The sequence below is a fragment of the Enterococcus sp. DIV0174 genome (assembly GCF_050529065.1).
Lineage (GTDB): Bacteria > Bacillota > Bacilli > Lactobacillales > Enterococcaceae > Enterococcus_B > Enterococcus_B thailandicus.
Genome location: NZ_CP172881.1, coordinates 724998 through 743300 on the forward strand (window position 1 = coordinate 724998; position 18303 = coordinate 743300).

Here is an 18303-nt window from a genome sequence, read left to right on the forward strand (position 1 = left end):
GCATTAGAAGCCATTATCAAGCAATAAGTGTCATAATTTTATCAACTGGTATCAGTCTGGTACTTTTCTGAAATGAAAAAAAATCCTTGATAATACTGATAATGTATAATTTTTTTTAAAAAAAGGTTTGACAAAATAGAGAAATATTTTTATTCTTGTCATGTGGTTATAACCAGTTAGAGGAAGGAAAAAATAATGGAGAGCTCAAGCAAAGGAAAATCATTATACTATCAACTTGTTGATGTATTAAAAGATCGAATCGAAACGCAGATGACAGCACACGATCAACTGCCATCTGAACGAGAATTATGTCAACATTACGGCGTTAGTCGCACGACTGTTCGCTTAGCTTTACAAGAATTAGAAACACTAGGTTGCATTTATCGCCGCCATGGTAAAGGTACATTTGTCTCTGATCTATCTGTGAAATCATCCAACTTAGCTGGAGCATACAGTTTTACAGAAGCAATGAAAGAATTAGGCAGACTACCTAAGACAGTTATTTTAGAATTTCGTCAAATCGAAGCAACAAAGAAAATTGCCCAAGCTTTGAATATAATGCTTGGTGAACCAGTGTTTAAAATCAAACGATTACGATTGGCAGATGCAGAACCCTTGATGGTAGAACGTTCTTACTTGCCAGTTAAATTATTTATGAATTTAGATTTACCGTTACTTGAAAGTAAACCCTTATATGATGTTTTCTCACAAGACTACAATCAAATCGTCCAGTTTGCAGATGAAGAATTTTATGCGAGCATCGTTCAAAAGAAAGACGCCGATTTATTACGTATCGCAGATAGTGCACCTGTATTACATTTGATTCGGTCGACGTACAATCATAAAAATGAAATTATCGAATACACAGTCAGCGTTGCCAGAGCAGATCAGTTCCATTATAAAATTCGGCACGTACGTAGTAATTAAGGAGGAAGTCAAATGCTTGAACAAAAAACAAAGTTGAAAGAGCTAGGTGCAGCAATCACGGCTAGTGAAATTCAACAGCAACCAGAATTATGGCAAGAAACCGTTACAATCATGAAGGAAAAAAAAGAAAAACTCAAAGAATTTTTTGAAAAAATGGATGAAGCAGCAGACGGAAAACGTATCCGAGTGATTTTCACTGGAGCGGGAACGTCTCAATATGTTGGAGATACAATTGTTCCTTATTTGAATGGACATGGTGAAACACAAAAGTTTATTTTCCAAAGTATTGGAACAACTGATATCGTTGCTGCACCACAAGATTATTTAATTCCAGACGAACCCACATTACTTGTATCGTTTGCACGCAGTGGGAATAGCCCTGAAAGTTTAGCGGCAGTTGAGCTCGCAAATCAAGTTGTTTCGACGATTTTTCATTTAACGATTACTTGTGCAGCAGAGGGAAGTTTGGCTAAAGCAGCAGAAAAAGATGCAAACAACTTTTTATTATTGATGCCTGAAAAATCAAATGATGCTGGTTTTGCAATGACTGGAAGTTTTACGTGCATGATGTTAAGTGCCTTACTGATTTTTGATCAAACACCGGATGAAACAAAGGAAAAATATGTAACCGTTTTATCAACGCTGGGTAAGGATATCTTAAACAGAGCAACTGAGATTAAGGAATTGATTTCGCCAGATTTTCAAAGAATTGTTTATCTAGGATCAGGTAGCTTAGCAGGTTTGGCAAGAGAAGCACAACTTAAAATTTTAGAATTAACTGCGGGAAAAGTCGCTACTAGTTTTGATTCTTCCATGGGTTTTCGTCATGGACCTAAATCATTTGTAAATGACGAAACGCTCGTCTTTGTATTTGTCAACAATCAGCCTTACACACGAACCTATGATTTAGATATTTTAGAAGAAATTCACGGAGATAAAATTGCGAAACAAGCGATTGCGATTGCTCAACCTGGAAAAATAAACTATTCTGGTCAAACTTTCCAAATCGAAGCAACTGAAATTCGTTTGCCTGATGGGTACCTATCTTTAGCGATGATCTTAGTTGCACAACTGATTGCATTGTTGACATCCATCAAAATCGGAAATACCCCAGATACTCCTTCACCAAGCGGAACCGTTAATCGTGTTGTTAAGGGAGTAACGATTCACGACTATCCAGGAATTTAAAGAAAAGAGGAGAAAATAAGTGAACTTGACAACAGAAAAACAAGCAGCAATGAATCGATTATCCACAGAAACCGGGAAAATCAGTGCATTAGCAATTGATCAACGTGGTGCACTGAAAAAAATGATGAATGCACTAGGAATGGATGCGACAGCAGAACAAATCAGCGAATTTAAAACCCTCGTTTCAAGTGAACTGACACCTTTTGCTTCTGCTATTTTGTTAGATCCAGAGTATGGCTTACCTGCGGCAAACGCTCGTGACGAACAAGCAGGCTTGTTATTAGCTTATGAAAAAACGGGGTATGATGCGACGAAACCAGGGCGTCTACCTGATTTGCTCGAAGATTGGTCTGCCTTACGTTTAAAAATAGCGCAAGCAGATGCTGTTAAATTCTTACTATATTATGACGTAGATGAAGACCCAGCAATCAATCATGTAAAACATGTTTTTGTCGAACGTTTAGGAAGTGAGTGCGCAGGAGAGGATCGTCCTTTTTACTTAGAATTGGTTTCTTATGATGCAACAATTACAGATAGTAATTCAATTGAATATGCGAAAATCAAACCCCATAAAGTCATTGAGATGATGAAAGAATTTTCACGGCCAAACTATAAAGTGGATGTATTAAAAGTCGAAGTGCCTGTCAATATGAATTACGTTGAGGGGTTTGCTACTAGCGAAACATGCTACACACAAGTTGAAGCACAAGAATTCTTTAAAGAGCAAAGTGAAGCAACGAATTTACCATTTATTTTCTTAAGTGCAGGAGTGTCAACGAAATTATTCCAAGAAACGTTGGTCTTTGCCCACAAATCTGGTTCGGACTTTAACGGTGTTCTTTGTGGCCGAGCAACTTGGAAAGACGGTGTAAAAGCCTATGTTGAGAGTGGTCGAGCAGGCGCAATTGATTGGTTGCAAACGACTGGTCGGGCAAACATCGAGGAATTAAATGAAGTTGTGGAACAAACAGCGACACCTTGGTATGAAAAAGCATAACAGTTTCATTTTAATTGAAGGAAAAGTAAGCGGTTTCGATTGCTTTTTATAGTAACATCACATATTTAAAAATAGAAGGGAACGAAGCAAAATGGCAATTATTGGCGTACGGATTGATGGCAGACTGATTCATGGACAAGTAGCGAATTTGTGGACAACAAAATTAAATATTACGCGAATCATGGTAGTGGACGACGAGGTAGCAACGAATGCAATCGAAAAAAGTGGTCTAAAGCTTGCTACACCAGCCGGGGTAAAGTTAAGCGTGTTACCAGTAGAAAAAGCAGCAACTAATATTTTAGCTGGAAAGTATGATTCGCAACGATTGCTGATTGTTGCAAAGAAGCCAGATCGTTTATTGAAGTTAGTTGAATTAGGCGTTCCTTTAACAGAAATCAATGTTGGCAATATGTCTCAAACAGATGAAACTCGATCGATTACTAAGTCAATCAATGTTGTAGAAGAAGATGTGTCCGTATTTAAGCAGTTGGCAGCCAAAGGTGTACACCTGATTGCCCAAATGGTCCCAAGTGACAAAGCCGAAGACTTTATGAGTCTGTTAACAAAATAGGAGGAATAATTCATGGATATTCAATGGTGGCAGATCTTATTATTATCATTATACGCAGGCTATCAAATTTTAGATGAGTTACAAATTTATTCGTCAATGAGTGCACCCGTGTTTGCAGGTTTATTTGCAGGTTTAGTGATGGGTGACTTGCAATCCGGTCTTATTATTGGTGGTAGTATGCAGTTAACAGTGTTAGGTGTTGGGACATTTGGTGGTGCCTCTAAGATTGACGCAAACTCAGGGACGATTTTAGCGACGGCATTCTCTATCTCGCTTGGAATGAATCCTGAGCAAGCGATTGCAGCAATTGCTGTGCCGGTAGCTAGTTTGATGATCCAATTAGATATTTTAGCTCGCTTTGCAAATACGTATTTTGCACATCGAATTGATCGACATGTTGAAACAATGAATTATAAAGCAATTGAACGAAACTTCTTGATGGGTGCCTTACCTTGGTCACTTTCTCGATTAGTTCCTGTCTTCTTAGCTTTGGCTTTTGGTGGCGGCTTAGTTGAAAATGTTGTTGGTGTGTTAAATGGTGACCTAAAATGGCTAGGTGATGGTTTGTCTGTAGCCGGAGCTGTTTTGCCAGCAGTTGGGTTTGCTATCTTATTACGTTATCTACCTGTTAAGAAACATTTTCCATATCTTGTTTTAGGTTTCACGATTACTGCATTGTTAGCAACACTTTTCTCAAACGTTCAATTACTTGGAACAAGTGTCGCAAGTGTAGTGAAAGAAATGCCAGGAACGTTTAACTCATTACCAATGTTAGCTGTTGCTTTGATTGGATTTGCATTAGCAGCAATTAGTTATAAAAATGGTCAGAACAATCACAATCAAAAACCAGTAGCAAGCGAGCAAGTAGAATCAGCTGAGGGGGAAATCGAAGATGACGAAATCTAATTATAAATTGACAAAGGAAGATTTTAAACAAATCAATCGAAGAAGCTTATTCACCTTTCAACTAGGTTGGAACTATGAACGGATGCAAGGTTCAGGTTATTTGTATACGATTTTACCTCAACTTCGTAAAATTTATGGTGATGATACACCTGAATTAAAAGAAATAATGAAAACGCATACGCAGTTTTTTAATACGTCAAACTTCTTTAATACGATTGTAACTGGTATCGACCTTGCAATTGAAGAGAAGGAAGGCATTGCAGCAAAACAAACCGTTTCTGGGATGAAAGCTGGGTTAATGGGACCTTTTGCCGCAATTGGTGACTCGATCTTCGCAGCACTTATTCCAACTATTTTTGGTGCATTGGCTGCGAACATGGCAATCAATGGAAATCCAGCGGGTGTTTTCATTTGGATCGCGGCTCAAATTGCAGTCATGGTCTTTCGTTGGAAGCAATTGGAGTTTGCCTATAAGGAAGGAATTTCCTTGGTAACAACAATGCAATCGCGGCTCACTGCGTTAACTGATGCAGCAACTTTACTCGGTGTCTTCATGGTGGGCGCTTTAGTAGCAACGATGGTCAATGTAAAATTTTCTTGGGCACCAAGCATTGGTGATGTGACGTTAAACATGCAAAATAATATTGATATGATTTTACCTAAGCTTTTACCAGCAGCAATCGTTGGTGGTGTGTATTGGATGTTAGGTAAGAAAAATATGACATCTACACGCGCTATCTTTATTGTTTTGATTGTCTGTGTTGCGTTATCAGCCCTTGGTGTGATTTCAAAATAATGGGGTGTAAGAAATGAGTCAAGAGTTAGTTTTGATTAGTCATGGTCAATTATGTGAAGCCTTGAAAAAAAGTACAGAAATGATTATGGGACCACAAACAGCAATTCATACGGTGTCGTTGTTAGAATCAGATGGAGTAGAAGACTTTAAAGAAAAATTTTTACAAGTCACAGATGAATTAGACTCCTATGTTGTCTTTTGTGACTTAATGGGAGGGACGCCCTGCAATGTCATCTCTCGTATGATTATGGAAGGCGCAGCGATTGAACTTTATGCAGGGATGAATATGCCAATGGTGATTGAGTTTATCAATGGGACATTGCTTGATACACCTGTTGATTTTATTACTTCCGGTCAGCAAAATATCGTTTCTGTTAATCAAATGATTGCACTGACGAATGAAGAAGAGGATGAATAAAATTATACATCATGAAAAAGAGTGGCTGATCGAAGGATCAGCCACTCTTTTTCTTGTTGAAAGTAAAATGCTTGAAATAAAAATTTTAGTTACGGTTTTGTTTACCAGCATTTCGTTTTTTTGATGAATTATTTCTTTGTTGTGTATTGACTTGTTTAGGTGCTTTTTTCGTTTCAGCAGGTGTGACGTCTTTTCGAGGTGTCACGACTTGCTTGGGCGGATTTTGTTTCAATTCTTCAGCCACTTGAGCTTTTAAACGAGGCTTCATCAAAACGTTCGTAATGAATGTTTGAATACAACTAAAGATACCACCAACTACCCAGTACAGCGTAACGCCGGCTGGTGCACTAATTGACATAAAGACAATCATTGCTGGTGAAACAATCAGCATCGTACGCATGGTTTTCTTTTGCTCTTCGGGAATACCAATCGTTGAGATATATCCTTGAAGCAAATAAGCAATACCAGCGATAGCAACTAACACTAAACTTGGTGAGCCAAGATCGATTCCGTAAAAGCTTGATTCGCGGATTCCTTCAGTATAACGGGCAGTAAAGTAAAGTGCTGAGAAGATAGGCATTTGGATTAGCAAGGGTAAGCAACCAATTCCACCAGTCATACTCATCCCATTATCTTTATATACTTGTTGCATCTCTGCTTGTGCAGCGACTTGTTCTTCACGAGTCGTAGCAGCTTTTAACTTTTCTTGTGCAGCTGATACTTGTGGTTTTAACGCTTGCATTTTTTCTGATTGGATCATTGTTTTTTTCGATTGGCTAATACCTAAAGGCAGGATTACTAACCGAACGATAATAGTCAAAACAATAACGGCCCAGCCATAAGACCAATTAAAATTTTCTACTAAATAGGTAATTGCTTGCCCCATCGGATGAACAAGAACTCGATAGACAAAACCTGATGTGTCAGGATTTCCATGCGAGTCAGTTCGAACACAACCGGATAAAAAAAGTAGGACAGTAACTAGTCCAGATCCCAATAACCAATTTTTCCATTTATTCATAAAATACTTCCTCTTCCATAATTTTTACACAAAATTAACTATACTAAAAAAAATTTCATAATTCAATCAACTTCATAGAAAAGTCATAGAAATGTTCGGAAACTGTCCCCAGAATACACAGAAAAAATAAAGAGGAAAATCAGAAACCTGTTTTTTCCTTTTTCATGAAGTTCTTAGTAGATGACGTCAAAACTTGTTCGGTTATCCATCCACGGATTGTCTTGTAAATCGAGATAGGTCACTCGACCAGCAGGACTGGGTGAATCTTTGATCTCTTTAATGAAGCTTTCTACTTGTTCATCCTCGCCTGCGGCCTCTATTGTAACGGAACCATCTTCTTCATTTTTTACTGTTCCATAAATTCCTAAACGATCTGCAACCATTTTTGTTGTGTAACGAAAACCAACACCTTGGACGCGACCTTGGACATTCATTTTGACTTTACGCATAAGTTGTCACCCGCTTTCATTTTCTTATCTTTATGATAACTATTTTTTATGAGAGAAACAAGTTACAGCCTTGAATACATGCTATAATCAAGTGAGGTGAAAAAGGTGAAAGAAATTCAATCCGCAAAAAATCCACGAATCAAAGAATTGAAAAAATTGCATAAGAAAAAATATCGCGAAGAAAATCGCGCTTATCTTTTAGAAGGTTTTCACTTGATTGAAGAGGCAGTGGCTGCAAATGCTGTCATCAAAGAAATTTATGTTACCCAAAAAGGTCAAAGAGAATGGCAAACTTGGCTAGAGAAACTAGCTGAGATTGAATTATTTTTCGTAACAGATGAAGTCATGCAAGCCTTATCTGATTTACCAACACCACAGGGAATCCTTGCTGTTGTAGCACGTGAAGCAATGGAACCACCAGTTTTTTCGGGTGGCTGGTTGTTGCTAGATAATGTCCAAGATCCCGGAAATGTGGGGACGATGATTCGAACAGCTGACGCTTTTGGCTTAGCAGGCGTGTTGCTTGGCCAGGGAACAGCTGATTTATACAGTACGAAAGTGTTAAGAAGTATGCAAGGCAGTAATTATCATTTGCCTGTTATCCAGATGGACTTATCACTTGCTGTTCAGCAACTAAAAGAGCAGGGGATTATGATTTATGGAACAGAGTTGAATGAAGCAGCAACTGCGTTGAATGAAGTAGAAAAACCGGCTAATTTTGCCATTATTATGGGAAATGAAGGACAGGGAGTTAGCCAAGAATTATTGAACTTCACAGATAAAAATATCTATATACCAATGAGTGGAAATGCTGAATCATTGAACGTAGGTGTGGCGACAGGTATCTTGTTGTACCACTTTGCAGTTTAGTTAAGGAACTATTAAGCTTTCTTATTTTACTGCTCAGTAGCTAGAATCTTATCGTTTCAGGTGATATACTATGGTCAATTTCAGAAATAACGAAAATCAAAAGGTGGCAGATTGAAAATATGACAGAAAAATGGCGTGAAGACGAAGAATACATGTCTTATGTAGCAGATCTTTTGGAAACAGATGCAGTGAAAAAATTAGCCGACTACACGCAACATGTCCACTCAACACGATTGGAACATTCCATTAGTGTTTCTTATTATAGTTATTTATTAGCGAAAAAATGGGGCGGGGATGCTAAGGCAACAGCAAGAGCTGGGCTTTTACATGATCTGTTTTATTACGACTGGCGAACGACTAAATTTGATGAAGGTTCACATGCGTATGTACACCCAAGAATTGCTGTGAAAAATGCAGAAAAAATCACGGAACTATCTGATTTAGAACGTGATATTATCTTGAAACATATGTGGGGAGCAACCATTGCACCACCCAAATATAAAGAAAGCTACATTGTGACATTTGTTGATAAGTATTGTGCAGTGAAAGAAGCTGCTCAACCAATGACTAGTAGCATGCGTCAAAAATGGCAACATTATTTTGGAAAAGAACAATCTATTTAAGACAAAAAGCATAGGGCAGCGATCGTAATTGATCGTTGTCTTTTTTTCTATCGAAAGAGCAAGAAAACAGCGAATAATCTGTTTTTCTGCTCTCTTTTTGATTGCCTTAATGGAATAATCATTTTGTATATGAATAACGATTAAGAAAAATAAAATAATAACTATGATTTGCAATACAAAAAAAGAAAGCGGTCAAAAAATCCCGTGTGTAAACGCTAACAATTGTTGGCACATAACGGTTTATATATTTTTTTTTGATAGTTAAGTAAAAAGTTTGAAAGAAACAAGTTTTTTATTTTTTTATAATTAAGTATGGTTGGAGGCCAGTTCAATCAAATCACAAAAAGACAAGAAAGGAGTAGCATATGAGAAATATTTTAAAAATGATGAGTGTTCTACTGCTATTTTTTTGTGTAATAGGGATTACAAATGAAATAAATGCAATAGAGCAGAACTATGACTCAAATGGACAAGCGAGTTTTTATGGTAAATATGAGTACGAGAATAAAAATGATTCAAATAATTCTGGATCTGATTGGGTAGCAGGATCTAATAATTATTTATCAACTGGCCAAGTCATATTACCAAGTACAGGAGATTATACTTATCCAGCTTTTACGCATGTGGGGGTTATTCTGTTAATCGGAGTAAGCATTTTTATTTTTATGAAAAAGAGAAAAGGGGAATTTGATAGATGAAAAAGATGGTTAAATTGATGTCAACTACTTTGCTATTCAGTTTGATGGCACACTCGATTCAAGTGGCTGCAGAGGAAACATTTCCAAAAGAATACAACTCAGAAGGAATTATTACTTTTGAAGCAGGGGACGAAGAGGTAACACCCCCAGTCGATCCGGAAAATCCAGATCCAACAGATCCTGTAGATCCAGTGGATCCTCCAGGACCAGGAACAGGTGGGGCATTATCGATTGATTATGGTTCAAAATTTAAATTTGGTGTACAAAAAATCTCTACAGCAGATAAAGTGTATTACGCAGCACCAGATGAAATGACAGATGGTTCTAAAAAACCGACTTATGTCCAAGTTACCGATAAAAGAGGGACATTGGCAGGATGGAAGCTAAGCCTTTCTCAACCAGAACAATTCAAAACAGCATCAGGTGAAGAGTTAGTTGGCGCACAATTAGCATTTACAAAGGGACAAGCTGCTTCTTTAGTGGATGAAAAATATACACCAACAACTGTGAACGCTGATTTAATATTGACACCTGGAGCAAGTAATACGCTTGCAATCAATGCGAAAGAAGGAACTGGCGTTGGAACATGGGTTTATCGTTTTGGTGCCAATGAAGAAGAAAACAAAGACGCTGTTCAACTTTCAGTACCAGGGAAATCGGTCAAATTAGCACAACAATATTCAACAAAATTAGTATGGTCTTTGGAAAATACACCAAATAACTAAGTTTGAGGAGGAGAGTATCAATGAAAAAGCAACTCATCGGTCTGTTAGCTTTTAGCACTTTAGGACTGTTAGCGACATCTATCGAAGGATATGCAGCAGAGAACAAACAGTATGACTCAACTGGACTCGTAGAATTTATTCCTAATTTAGATCCAACTGTTCCAGTTGATCCAGAAAATCCAGATCCAGAAAAACCAGTAAACCCAATTGATCCAACAGATCCAAATGGGCCAAATCCAGGAACACAAGGACCATTGTCAATTGACTATGCTTCTAGTTTAGATTTTGGTAAAAATCGTATCTCCAATAAAGATCAAGTTTACTTTGCCAGAGCACAAGCTTATCAAGGTGACCAAAAAGATACGGCGAACTTTGTTCAGATTTCTGACAATCGCGGAACAAACGGTGGTTGGACGTTGACAGTTAAACAAGAGACTCAATTAACTTCGACAACACAAACATTGAATAATGTTTTAACGGGTGCACAAATTACTTTAAATGATCCAACAGTGAATAGTAATGCACAAAACGTAGTATCTCCTGATGCAAAAGATAATATTGCTTTAGTACCTGGACAGGAGTCTGTTGTGACAACAGCCAAAGCAGAAGCTGGTGCTGGAACTTGGGCAACCTATTGGGGAGCTGTAGAAGAAGTTGAAGAAGTTGATGAAAATGGTGATGCACAAAAGGTAAATGTTACAAAGGCTATCCAATTAGCTGTACCTGGTTCAACGCCTAAAGATGCGGTTAAATACCAAACAAAATTAGTTTGGACGTTAACGGATGTTCCAGGAATTTAGAGATTAGGGGGAAAGAGATATGTTCAAAGGAAAAATAGTTACGCTAATGTTAAGCGGCATATTAGCGACCAATATCTCTCCTATTGCCAATACATTTAGTTCAGACTCTATTACAAACAGTTCTGAAACCACTCAAAATGAATTGCCTGATACAGACATTTCAGAACGATTAAACACGGATATTTCTGATCAGCAAACAGAAACGAGCGACATTCCGACAGCTGATTCAACCCGTGAGACACTTTCTTCAAGTGAAAATGGGAATGAAAGTACTACAGAATCAAGTGATACTACAAAGAAAACGTCTAAAGTAGAAGAAAAAAATGAGGGCAATGCGCTAATCACTACAAGAGAAGCAGCTATTGACGGTGTAGAAGTATCCAGTTGGAGTACATTTGTTCAAGCTATTAGAGACGAAGCAGTCACTAAGATTATTTTGACAGGTGATTTTGACAATCCCAGTAATACAGATACATCTTTAACCAACTATTCGAGAAAAAATGACTTAGAAATAGATGGTAGAGGTCATCGAGTGGATTTCAAAAGTACATCTATTCAGCTGGGTTCGCCAACAGGATCAGGGAATTTTCATATGCATGATATCGTGCTTAATCAACGTTACGGTGGAGCAAATAGTGAAGACATTGTGGGCACTCGTTTAAATTACACTAATGGCGGGAAATGGCGATATCGTTTTGGCAATATTACAACGGAACCCGATGTCCAAAGGCTGGCAAGAGCCTCTTATTCTGAAGTAACCGTATATGGAAAAATGGACATCGATACACGTGCGGAAAACTTCTATTTAGGTAGTTTGAAAATGGAAGATGGTACCAATTACAAAGGGAATGTAAATTATTACAATTTCTCGATTTTTTGGTATAACGTTGCTGCTGCAGATACATCCACAGGTGCAAGCAAAGAATTTACGATTGGAAAAAATTGTCGTGTCGATTTAACACAAAGTCAGACAACGGGTACGACTTATCCAGCAGTTTATTCATATTATCAAGCATTGACGGTGGGAGAAAATAGTACATTTAATGTAAATATGCCCGGAAATGCTGTTCGATTTGATATGGATGGTGCAGGAATGACTATAAAAGCAGGGGCAATCGTTAACTTAACTAGTAAACAAAATTCTGGTTCAGTTGTAGCTTATAGTAATGACAATAATTATTTGATTGTTGAACCAGGGGCTTACTTTTACACGATTGGTGTAAGTAATCAGCCACTGATTAATTTGTCTGCCAATGGACTAGGTACGGGAAATGTTAGAAGACAAAATAACAAGTTTATTTTGAATAGTCCTGCTCAATACGACATTCGTAATTTAAGAGATGGCTACACAGCAGTTCAAGTTGCTATGGGAAATTATACGGATAATCTTTTTCAGATTGTCGATTCTGATATTGATTTGTGGAAGTTAGCTACCCAACCTCTAGGCCCCTCAGATGAAACATATACAAAAGTAGCTCAATTTTCAGTAACCGGTAATGGCTCAAATGAACAAATTAGTGCTACCACCTCGGGATTGAATTCTTTTTCTCAAAAAAATTATCGTAGAATCTCAGGAATGAACCAAAACCCTGTCGTTGAGTGGGTTCCTGTTACAGATGCAGATAAAACAATTAAAGCCAGAGTGATTATCGGTTATGTGCCAGATAATAATGGATTAAATGCTGACGGAGAAGTTAGCTATATTCCTGTTTATGCTTCCAAAAATCAAGCAAATGTGACAATTACTGATACCCACGGGAAAGTAACGAAAGATTTATTGACAGATGAAAATGGCTATGCAAGTTATCAATCAGAATCATTTAATCTTGCAGGAAAAGATATGCAGGCAACAGCGCAAAGAGGTCCATGGATTTCGGAAGAAGCATCAAAATATCTTGTAATTGATGTTACACCTCCAGAACCAGCCATTATCGATAGCGGTGAAACCTTATCACCTTTGGTCAAAGAGCTATCAGGAACTGGTGAAGCTGGGGCAATCGTTACGATAACACTAAATGGTGAAAGGCAAACCAATACTACGAATGTTTCTAGTGAAGGAAAATGGACGTTGTCCCTTTCAAATCTAAGTTTAAAGAAAGATGATGTACTACAAATCTTTTTACAGGATACAAGTGGCAAAATAACACAAATTCCGGATCCACCAAAAACGAATACTGAAGTTGGGAACATTCAGCCTGCAGAAGAATATGCTTACCGCGATGCTGTCTTTAAAGCTGCAACAAAAATAGTTGTCATAGGAACCTTAGAACTGAAGGCTGTACCTGAAACATTTGATTTTGGTACGCAAAAAGTTAGCAGTATCCGAACAAAATATACACCCAATGTAATTGGAAACTTAATTGTTTCTGATACGCGGGGAGCTGAAAAAAATCCTTGGCGAATTACGTTGAAAGAAAAATCTCCTTTAGTTTCGGACCATAATAGCTTAGCGGGACAATTTTATTACACGAATGATGTGGAAACAATCAATATTACTAGTGAATCAATTCCCGTTGAAGAAGGTAAGCTAACAGAAGATGGCGAAACAAATTTATCAGACGGTTGGAATGATACAGAGGGACTCAGTCTGAAAATACCGATAGAAAAACAATTGTTAGGGACTTATAAAGGAACTTTAGAATGGGCGCTTGAAGATGTCCCATAATCAAAAGAATGGAGCAAATAAAATGAAAAAATCAACTAAATTATTTATGTCAACAATTATCCTAGGCGCACTAACTGTACCAGTAACTACTTTTGCAGCTGACGGTGGCGTTTATACTTCAAACGGTGTGGTAGAATTCGTACCAAATGAAGACCCAACCGATCCAGTTGACCCTACGGATCCAACAGGTCCAGTAAATCCAATCGATCCAACGGATCCAGATGGACCAAATCCTGGAACAAATGGTCCACTATCAATTGACTATGCTTCAAGTTTAGATTTTGGTGTACAAAAAATCACTTCGAAAGACCAAACTTACTTTGCTGCATCACAAAAGTATAAAACCTTAGATGCAGAGGGTAATCCATCAACTGAAGTGAAAGAGGGCCCCAATTATGTTCAAGTGACTGATAATCGTGGGACAGAGGCTGGCTGGTCATTGAAAGTGAATCAAGAAGGTCAATTTACATCTACTTCAGGAAAAGAACTAACTGGTGCAACAATTAGTTTCAAAAATGGGCGTGTAGTGACAGCATCTGATTCAGGTAAACCAGTTGGACCAGAAACAATCGTTTTAAATGCAGATGGTTCACAATCTGATGTTATGGCAGCCAGTGTAGGAAACGGTGCTGGAACGTACCTTTACACTTGGGGAACTGCTACAACAGCTAGTGAAAGCATTGAACTAAGTGTCCCAGGTTCAACAACAAAATATGCTGAAAAATATTCAACTAAGTTAACATGGACACTGACTGACGTACCAGGAAATTAATGCCTTGAGAGACGAGAAATCATTCTCGTCTCTTATCTATTGGTAAGGAGTGGTTTGATTGAAACGAAAACAAATACTATTCACAATTGCACTAGTTATTTTAAGTGTTTTTGCTAGCAGTAAAACGATAGCTGCCAGTGAATTCAATTTCGCGGTTACGCCGATAACACCTGCAAATCAAATTGACAAGGAAAAAACTTATTTTGATATCCAGCTCGAACCAAATCAACAAGAAAAGTTAAACGTTAATTTGCGAAATGATACGGATAAAGAAGTTAAAATTGATGTTTCACTAAATAGTGCTACGACTAATTCAAATGTAGTAGTTGAATATGGAAAAAATGAGATAAAAAAAGATAGTAGCCTAACATTTAATCTGGAAGATTATGTGGACTATCCAGAAACAGTTACCTTGAAACCTCATAGTAATCAAACCGTTACCTTCCAAGTTACGATGCCAAATGAAACATTTGATGGCGTACTGGCTAGTGGGATTACATTTAAAGAAGTTCAAGATGAAGAGAAACAAAAGGAAAAAGATGAGCAAGGATTATCAATCAAAAATGAGTATTCTTATGTTGTAGCTTTACTGATGCGCCAAAACTTAAATGAAGTGGCACCTAATTTAATTCTTCATGAGGTTGAGCCTGGGCAAATCAATGCTAGAAATGTCATTTTAGCGAATATCCAAAATGATCAAAAAACGTATATCAACCAAGTGAGTATTCAAACCAAAATTACAAAAAAAGGTCGCTCAGAAGTTTTATACCGTGAAGATAAAGAAGATTTACAGATTGCACCAAACAGCAACTTTTCTTTTCCTACTTCTCTAGGTGGTGCTGCCTTGGAACCAGGTGAGTATAATCTAAAAATGACTGTATTTGGAAATGAAAATGAGTCAGGAAAGTTTACTAGAGAAAAAGAGAACACGACTGTTAACTACACCAACTATTGGGAATTTGAAAAAGATTTTACAATTGCTGGTGATGTTGCTCAGAAGTTAAATGCGAAGGATGTCACAATCAAAAAAGATAATACTAAACTTTATATCCTGATAGGAATCATTTTCTTGTTATTGATGTTGTTGCTGATACTTTGGTTGATTTGGAGAAAGAAAAAACATGAGGAAGAACAAACTTAAAATCATTATCAATTTACTTTTTATTATGGGTGTATGTTTGATTTCTTTTCCTATTATTAAAAATACAATTACAATCGTAAAAATTCAAAAGACAAAAGTAGTAACAAAGGAAGAACTGCCAGTAGTAAACCCGAATGAACGAATCGTTTTACCGACAATTGAAAGTTATCTAACAGCATCTTCCAAAAATCTTGGAACAGCTATCGGAGAACTAAACATTCCCAGCCAGAAAATAAAAATACCTATTTTTGCTGGTTTAAACAATCAACAAATGTTATTTGGTGTAGGGGCTATGTATCCAGAGCGTAATGTTCTAAAGGATAACTTGGTACTTTTGGGTCATCATTTAAGCATGACGGAGCTACTATTGGGCAATATTCAAAATTTACAAGTCAATGACAAAATCACTGTGACCTATCTAACGAACAAGATACAATATCGAGTAATTAAAAAGGAAACAGTCAATGAAACGAATCTTAGTGTTTTAGAAAGTACGAACATACCTCAGTTAACACTCATTACTTGTGATAAGCCTGAGCTTACTGATAAACGAATTGTAGTGACTGCAAAACTAGTTGATCGGGAAGAACAAGAAACTTTACAGAATACTAAGAATAATGTGACACCAAATAAAAAAATATTACAAAGGAGTATCGTGAAATATAGCTTAATACCTCTTTTCATAATGTTCACTGCATTAGGTATAGGTAGCTATGTGATTTGGCGATACGTATAAAATGATGAATCAGTATAAAAATATTTTATTGTGGAGTTCTATTATTCTCTCCCTTTTAAAAGCAACAAGTGTAGTATATGGAGAAGAAAATCAGCATCCTATTTATGACCCAACAAACCCTAATCAACAAGTCCAACCACTGGAAAATACACATGAAAATGAAGCCGTTGTTTCAATCGAAGATAGTTCTGAAACAGTATCTGAAACACAAGAGAGTAGTAAGGAATCGAAAGAAATACAAAAATCTTCTGCTACAACTTCAGTAACAAATGAAAAGGCTCAAAAGAAACCAACTAAGAAAATTTATTTAACGAAAGAACTATTTAATGTCAACAAAGATGTTATACAAAATGGTGGTCTTGATGGTGACGACCCAGACCCCGATAATCTATTTTATTTCCAATTGATTGATGAATTAGTGGGAACAGCAATATATGGAAGAAAGAGCTGATTACTAATGAATTATGAGTTTTTTTTGAGCAAAGAGGACTATCGCAGTTATTCCTTACTTAAATATTTGGAAGAAAGCTCAAATTTGTCAGAATCAATACTGAAAATCCAAGAGGAATTATCATTATCAACTTTCCTTTTGAAAAAAACGATTGAAAACTTAAATGATGATCTTGATGAGCTAGGTATAAGTGAACATTTAAAGATTCTTGCGACAGGTACAGAAGTTTCTTTAGAGATTGATGGCCATTACTCTAGTGGTTTTTTATTGTCAAATTATATCAAACGATCCATTTATTTAGATTTATTGATTGAATTTTTTCGAGAAGATTACACTACCCTTGAAGTTTTTGCAGATGAGCACCATATCAGTTATTCTTCAGCGTATACTATCTTGCAAGAGCTAAAAAAAGTGTTGAAGAAGCATCAGATTTTTTTTGATAAAAAAAAATTATACGGAAATCGAAGGAATATTGTCATTTTCTATTATCAATTATTTCTGGTTACAGATATTTCTTATACGAAAGTTTATCCGGGAGATGTCATCGATCAAACAAATCAATTTATTTTTTTATTAAGTAATGAATATTCTTTGTCTGTTTATGAAAAGAAAAAATTATTTCATTATCTATCTGTCAATTTATTAGCAGAGAAGTCAAAAGAGTTAGAGATTTGTAAAAACATTATCCATTTTTTCTCTGAAGAAGACGTTACAAAAATAAAAAAGTTATTAAAAATATCTTCAACTACTTTTGGCTATCTAGTTCTGATTTGGCTTTATCTGAATGATAAAGTAGATCGAACGTATATCGAAAACAATAAAGACGAGGGTATCGAACAGTTAAATGATCACTTTATCCAAAAAATTGAAGAACGATTTAAGCCGCTTCAAGAAGAAAATACTTGGGAAATTCGTAGAGAACTAAGTAAAATTCATTTTAATATTCTGTATTATCCTATCAATAAATTTGATGAATTTACTATTAATATTTATTTTTTTAGGCAAAATTATCCGGAGTTCTACTTCTATTTGTTAGATTATGTCAAGTTATTAACGGAAGAGTACAAAGAATTATCTCGAGATAAAATTTTTCTGTTTTTTAGTTACTTGATGTTAGTAATCAATTATATACCGATCAAATTGATTTCTGATCCGGTAAAAGTCGGTATCGATTTTTCTTACGGATCTGCTTATAACCAATTTATCAAGGAAAACTTAGGTTTATATATCAATCTAAATGTAGAGGTCGTTGATGATGAACAATCAGCTTATACAGATGTAGTTATTACCAACATGAATAATTTGTATGGGGAAAGTTCTCCACAAGTTGTCGTCTGGTTAAATCCACCTCGCCCCGTCGATTGGGGGAATCTTACCAAGATTTTGTTGAAAATCCAAGAGGAAAAATATAAGAATAGTCAAAACAACTAATACTCGTACAAGTATTGTTACCAAAAAAAGACTTTTAGCTATTGATCAGTAGCCAAACATCGAAAAATGTTTTTTAGCCAAAAAGATGGAACAGAACGCAAGCACGTTTTGTCCATCT

General features: G+C 36.5%; 20 protein-coding genes. 18 read left to right on the plus strand and 2 right to left on the minus strand.

Annotation, left to right across the window (positions count from 1 at the left end):
- Nucleotides 1–195: 195 nt before the first annotated feature.
- The 7 genes from IGJ93_RS03640 to IGJ93_RS03670 all read left to right on the plus strand — a co-directional run bounded on the left by IGJ93_RS03640 (nt 196) and on the right by IGJ93_RS03670 (nt 5803).
- Nucleotides 196–927, plus strand: a complete 732-nt coding sequence (locus IGJ93_RS03640) for a GntR family transcriptional regulator (protein WP_067483891.1) — start codon at nt 196–198, stop codon at nt 925–927.
- Nucleotides 928–939: 12 nt separating this feature from the next.
- On the plus strand, nt 940–2115 hold the full coding sequence (locus IGJ93_RS03645; protein ID WP_067483893.1) for an SIS domain-containing protein: 1176 nt from the start codon (nt 940–942) through the stop codon (nt 2113–2115).
- Nucleotides 2116–2140: 25 nt separating this feature from the next.
- Nucleotides 2141–3112 (plus strand): tagatose-bisphosphate aldolase, encoded by a 972-nt coding sequence (gene lacD, locus IGJ93_RS03650; RefSeq protein ID WP_067484145.1) that lies wholly within the window; start codon nt 2141–2143, stop codon nt 3110–3112.
- Nucleotides 3113–3203: 91 nt separating this feature from the next.
- Nucleotides 3204–3683, plus strand: coding sequence for a PTS system mannose/fructose/N-acetylgalactosamine-transporter subunit IIB (locus IGJ93_RS03655; RefSeq protein ID WP_067483894.1), 480 nt, complete (start codon nt 3204–3206; stop codon nt 3681–3683).
- 12 nt (nt 3684–3695) lie between these two features.
- Nucleotides 3696–4589, plus strand: a complete 894-nt coding sequence (locus IGJ93_RS03660; RefSeq protein ID WP_067483895.1) for a PTS mannose/fructose/sorbose/N-acetylgalactosamine transporter subunit IIC — start codon at nt 3696–3698, stop codon at nt 4587–4589.
- Complete coding sequence (locus IGJ93_RS03665; RefSeq protein WP_067483896.1) at nt 4576–5385, plus strand: PTS system mannose/fructose/sorbose family transporter subunit IID; 810 nt, start codon at nt 4576–4578, stop codon at nt 5383–5385. The genes IGJ93_RS03660 and IGJ93_RS03665 overlap by 14 nt, the downstream gene beginning before the upstream one ends.
- Before the next feature lie 13 nt (nt 5386–5398).
- Entirely contained in the window at nt 5399–5803 is a 405-nt protein-coding gene (locus tag IGJ93_RS03670; protein ID WP_086270637.1) for a PTS sugar transporter subunit IIA, read from the plus strand.
- Between the two features lie 85 nt (nt 5804–5888).
- Here the strand turns inward: IGJ93_RS03670 and yidC are convergent, their stop codons facing one another.
- The gene (gene yidC / locus IGJ93_RS03675) at nt 5889–6824 is read right to left on the minus strand and encodes a membrane protein insertase YidC (RefSeq protein ID WP_067483898.1); all 936 of its coding nucleotides are present in this window, start codon (nt 6822–6824) and stop codon (nt 5889–5891) included.
- A gap of 173 nt (nt 6825–6997) precedes the next feature.
- Nucleotides 6998–7273: an acylphosphatase gene (locus IGJ93_RS03680; protein WP_067483900.1), complete on the minus strand. Its 276-nt coding sequence runs from the start codon at nt 7271–7273 to the stop codon at nt 6998–7000.
- Between the two features lie 105 nt (nt 7274–7378).
- On the opposite strand from IGJ93_RS03680, the gene IGJ93_RS03685 reads away from it, so the two are divergent.
- The 11 genes from IGJ93_RS03685 to IGJ93_RS03735 all read left to right on the plus strand — a co-directional run bounded on the left by IGJ93_RS03685 (nt 7379) and on the right by IGJ93_RS03735 (nt 18185).
- Entirely contained in the window at nt 7379–8143 is a 765-nt protein-coding gene (locus IGJ93_RS03685; protein WP_071868703.1) for a TrmH family RNA methyltransferase, read from the plus strand.
- A 119-nt stretch (nt 8144–8262) separates the two neighbouring features.
- The gene (locus IGJ93_RS03690; protein WP_067483904.1) at nt 8263–8766 is read left to right on the plus strand and encodes an HD domain-containing protein; all 504 of its coding nucleotides are present in this window, start codon (nt 8263–8265) and stop codon (nt 8764–8766) included.
- A 365-nt stretch (nt 8767–9131) separates the two neighbouring features.
- Nucleotides 9132–9464: an LPXTG cell wall anchor domain-containing protein gene (locus IGJ93_RS03695; RefSeq protein WP_071868704.1), complete on the plus strand. Its 333-nt coding sequence runs from the start codon at nt 9132–9134 to the stop codon at nt 9462–9464.
- Complete coding sequence (locus IGJ93_RS03700; RefSeq protein ID WP_285701083.1) at nt 9461–10189, plus strand: WxL domain-containing protein; 729 nt, start codon at nt 9461–9463, stop codon at nt 10187–10189. Before IGJ93_RS03695 ends, IGJ93_RS03700 begins: the two co-directional genes overlap by 4 nt.
- A 20-nt stretch (nt 10190–10209) precedes the next feature.
- On the plus strand, nt 10210–10989 hold the full coding sequence (locus IGJ93_RS03705) for a WxL domain-containing protein (RefSeq protein ID WP_284590845.1): 780 nt from the start codon (nt 10210–10212) through the stop codon (nt 10987–10989).
- Between the two features lie 19 nt (nt 10990–11008).
- On the plus strand, nt 11009–13654 hold the full coding sequence (locus IGJ93_RS03710; RefSeq protein ID WP_285701086.1) for a pectate lyase-like adhesive domain-containing protein: 2646 nt from the start codon (nt 11009–11011) through the stop codon (nt 13652–13654).
- A 22-nt stretch (nt 13655–13676) separates the two neighbouring features.
- Nucleotides 13677–14426 carry a WxL domain-containing protein gene (locus tag IGJ93_RS03715; protein WP_095803468.1) on the plus strand — a complete coding sequence of 250 codons (750 nt, stop codon included), beginning with the start codon at nt 13677–13679 and terminating at the stop codon, nt 14424–14426.
- Nucleotides 14427–14484: 58 nt separating this feature from the next.
- Nucleotides 14485–15567, plus strand: a complete 1083-nt coding sequence (locus IGJ93_RS03720) for a DUF916 and DUF3324 domain-containing protein (RefSeq protein ID WP_095803469.1) — start codon at nt 14485–14487, stop codon at nt 15565–15567.
- Nucleotides 15548–16303 (plus strand): class A sortase, encoded by a 756-nt coding sequence (locus IGJ93_RS03725; protein ID WP_071869154.1) that lies wholly within the window; start codon nt 15548–15550, stop codon nt 16301–16303. Before IGJ93_RS03720 ends, IGJ93_RS03725 begins: the two co-directional genes overlap by 20 nt.
- A 1-nt stretch (nt 16304) precedes the next feature.
- Nucleotides 16305–16754, plus strand: a complete 450-nt coding sequence (locus tag IGJ93_RS03730; RefSeq protein WP_083571982.1) for a hypothetical protein — start codon at nt 16305–16307, stop codon at nt 16752–16754.
- 6 nt (nt 16755–16760) lie between these two features.
- The gene (locus IGJ93_RS03735) at nt 16761–18185 is read left to right on the plus strand and encodes a helix-turn-helix domain-containing protein (RefSeq protein ID WP_285701090.1); all 1425 of its coding nucleotides are present in this window, start codon (nt 16761–16763) and stop codon (nt 18183–18185) included.
- The last annotated feature ends 118 nt before the right edge of the window (nt 18186–18303 follow it).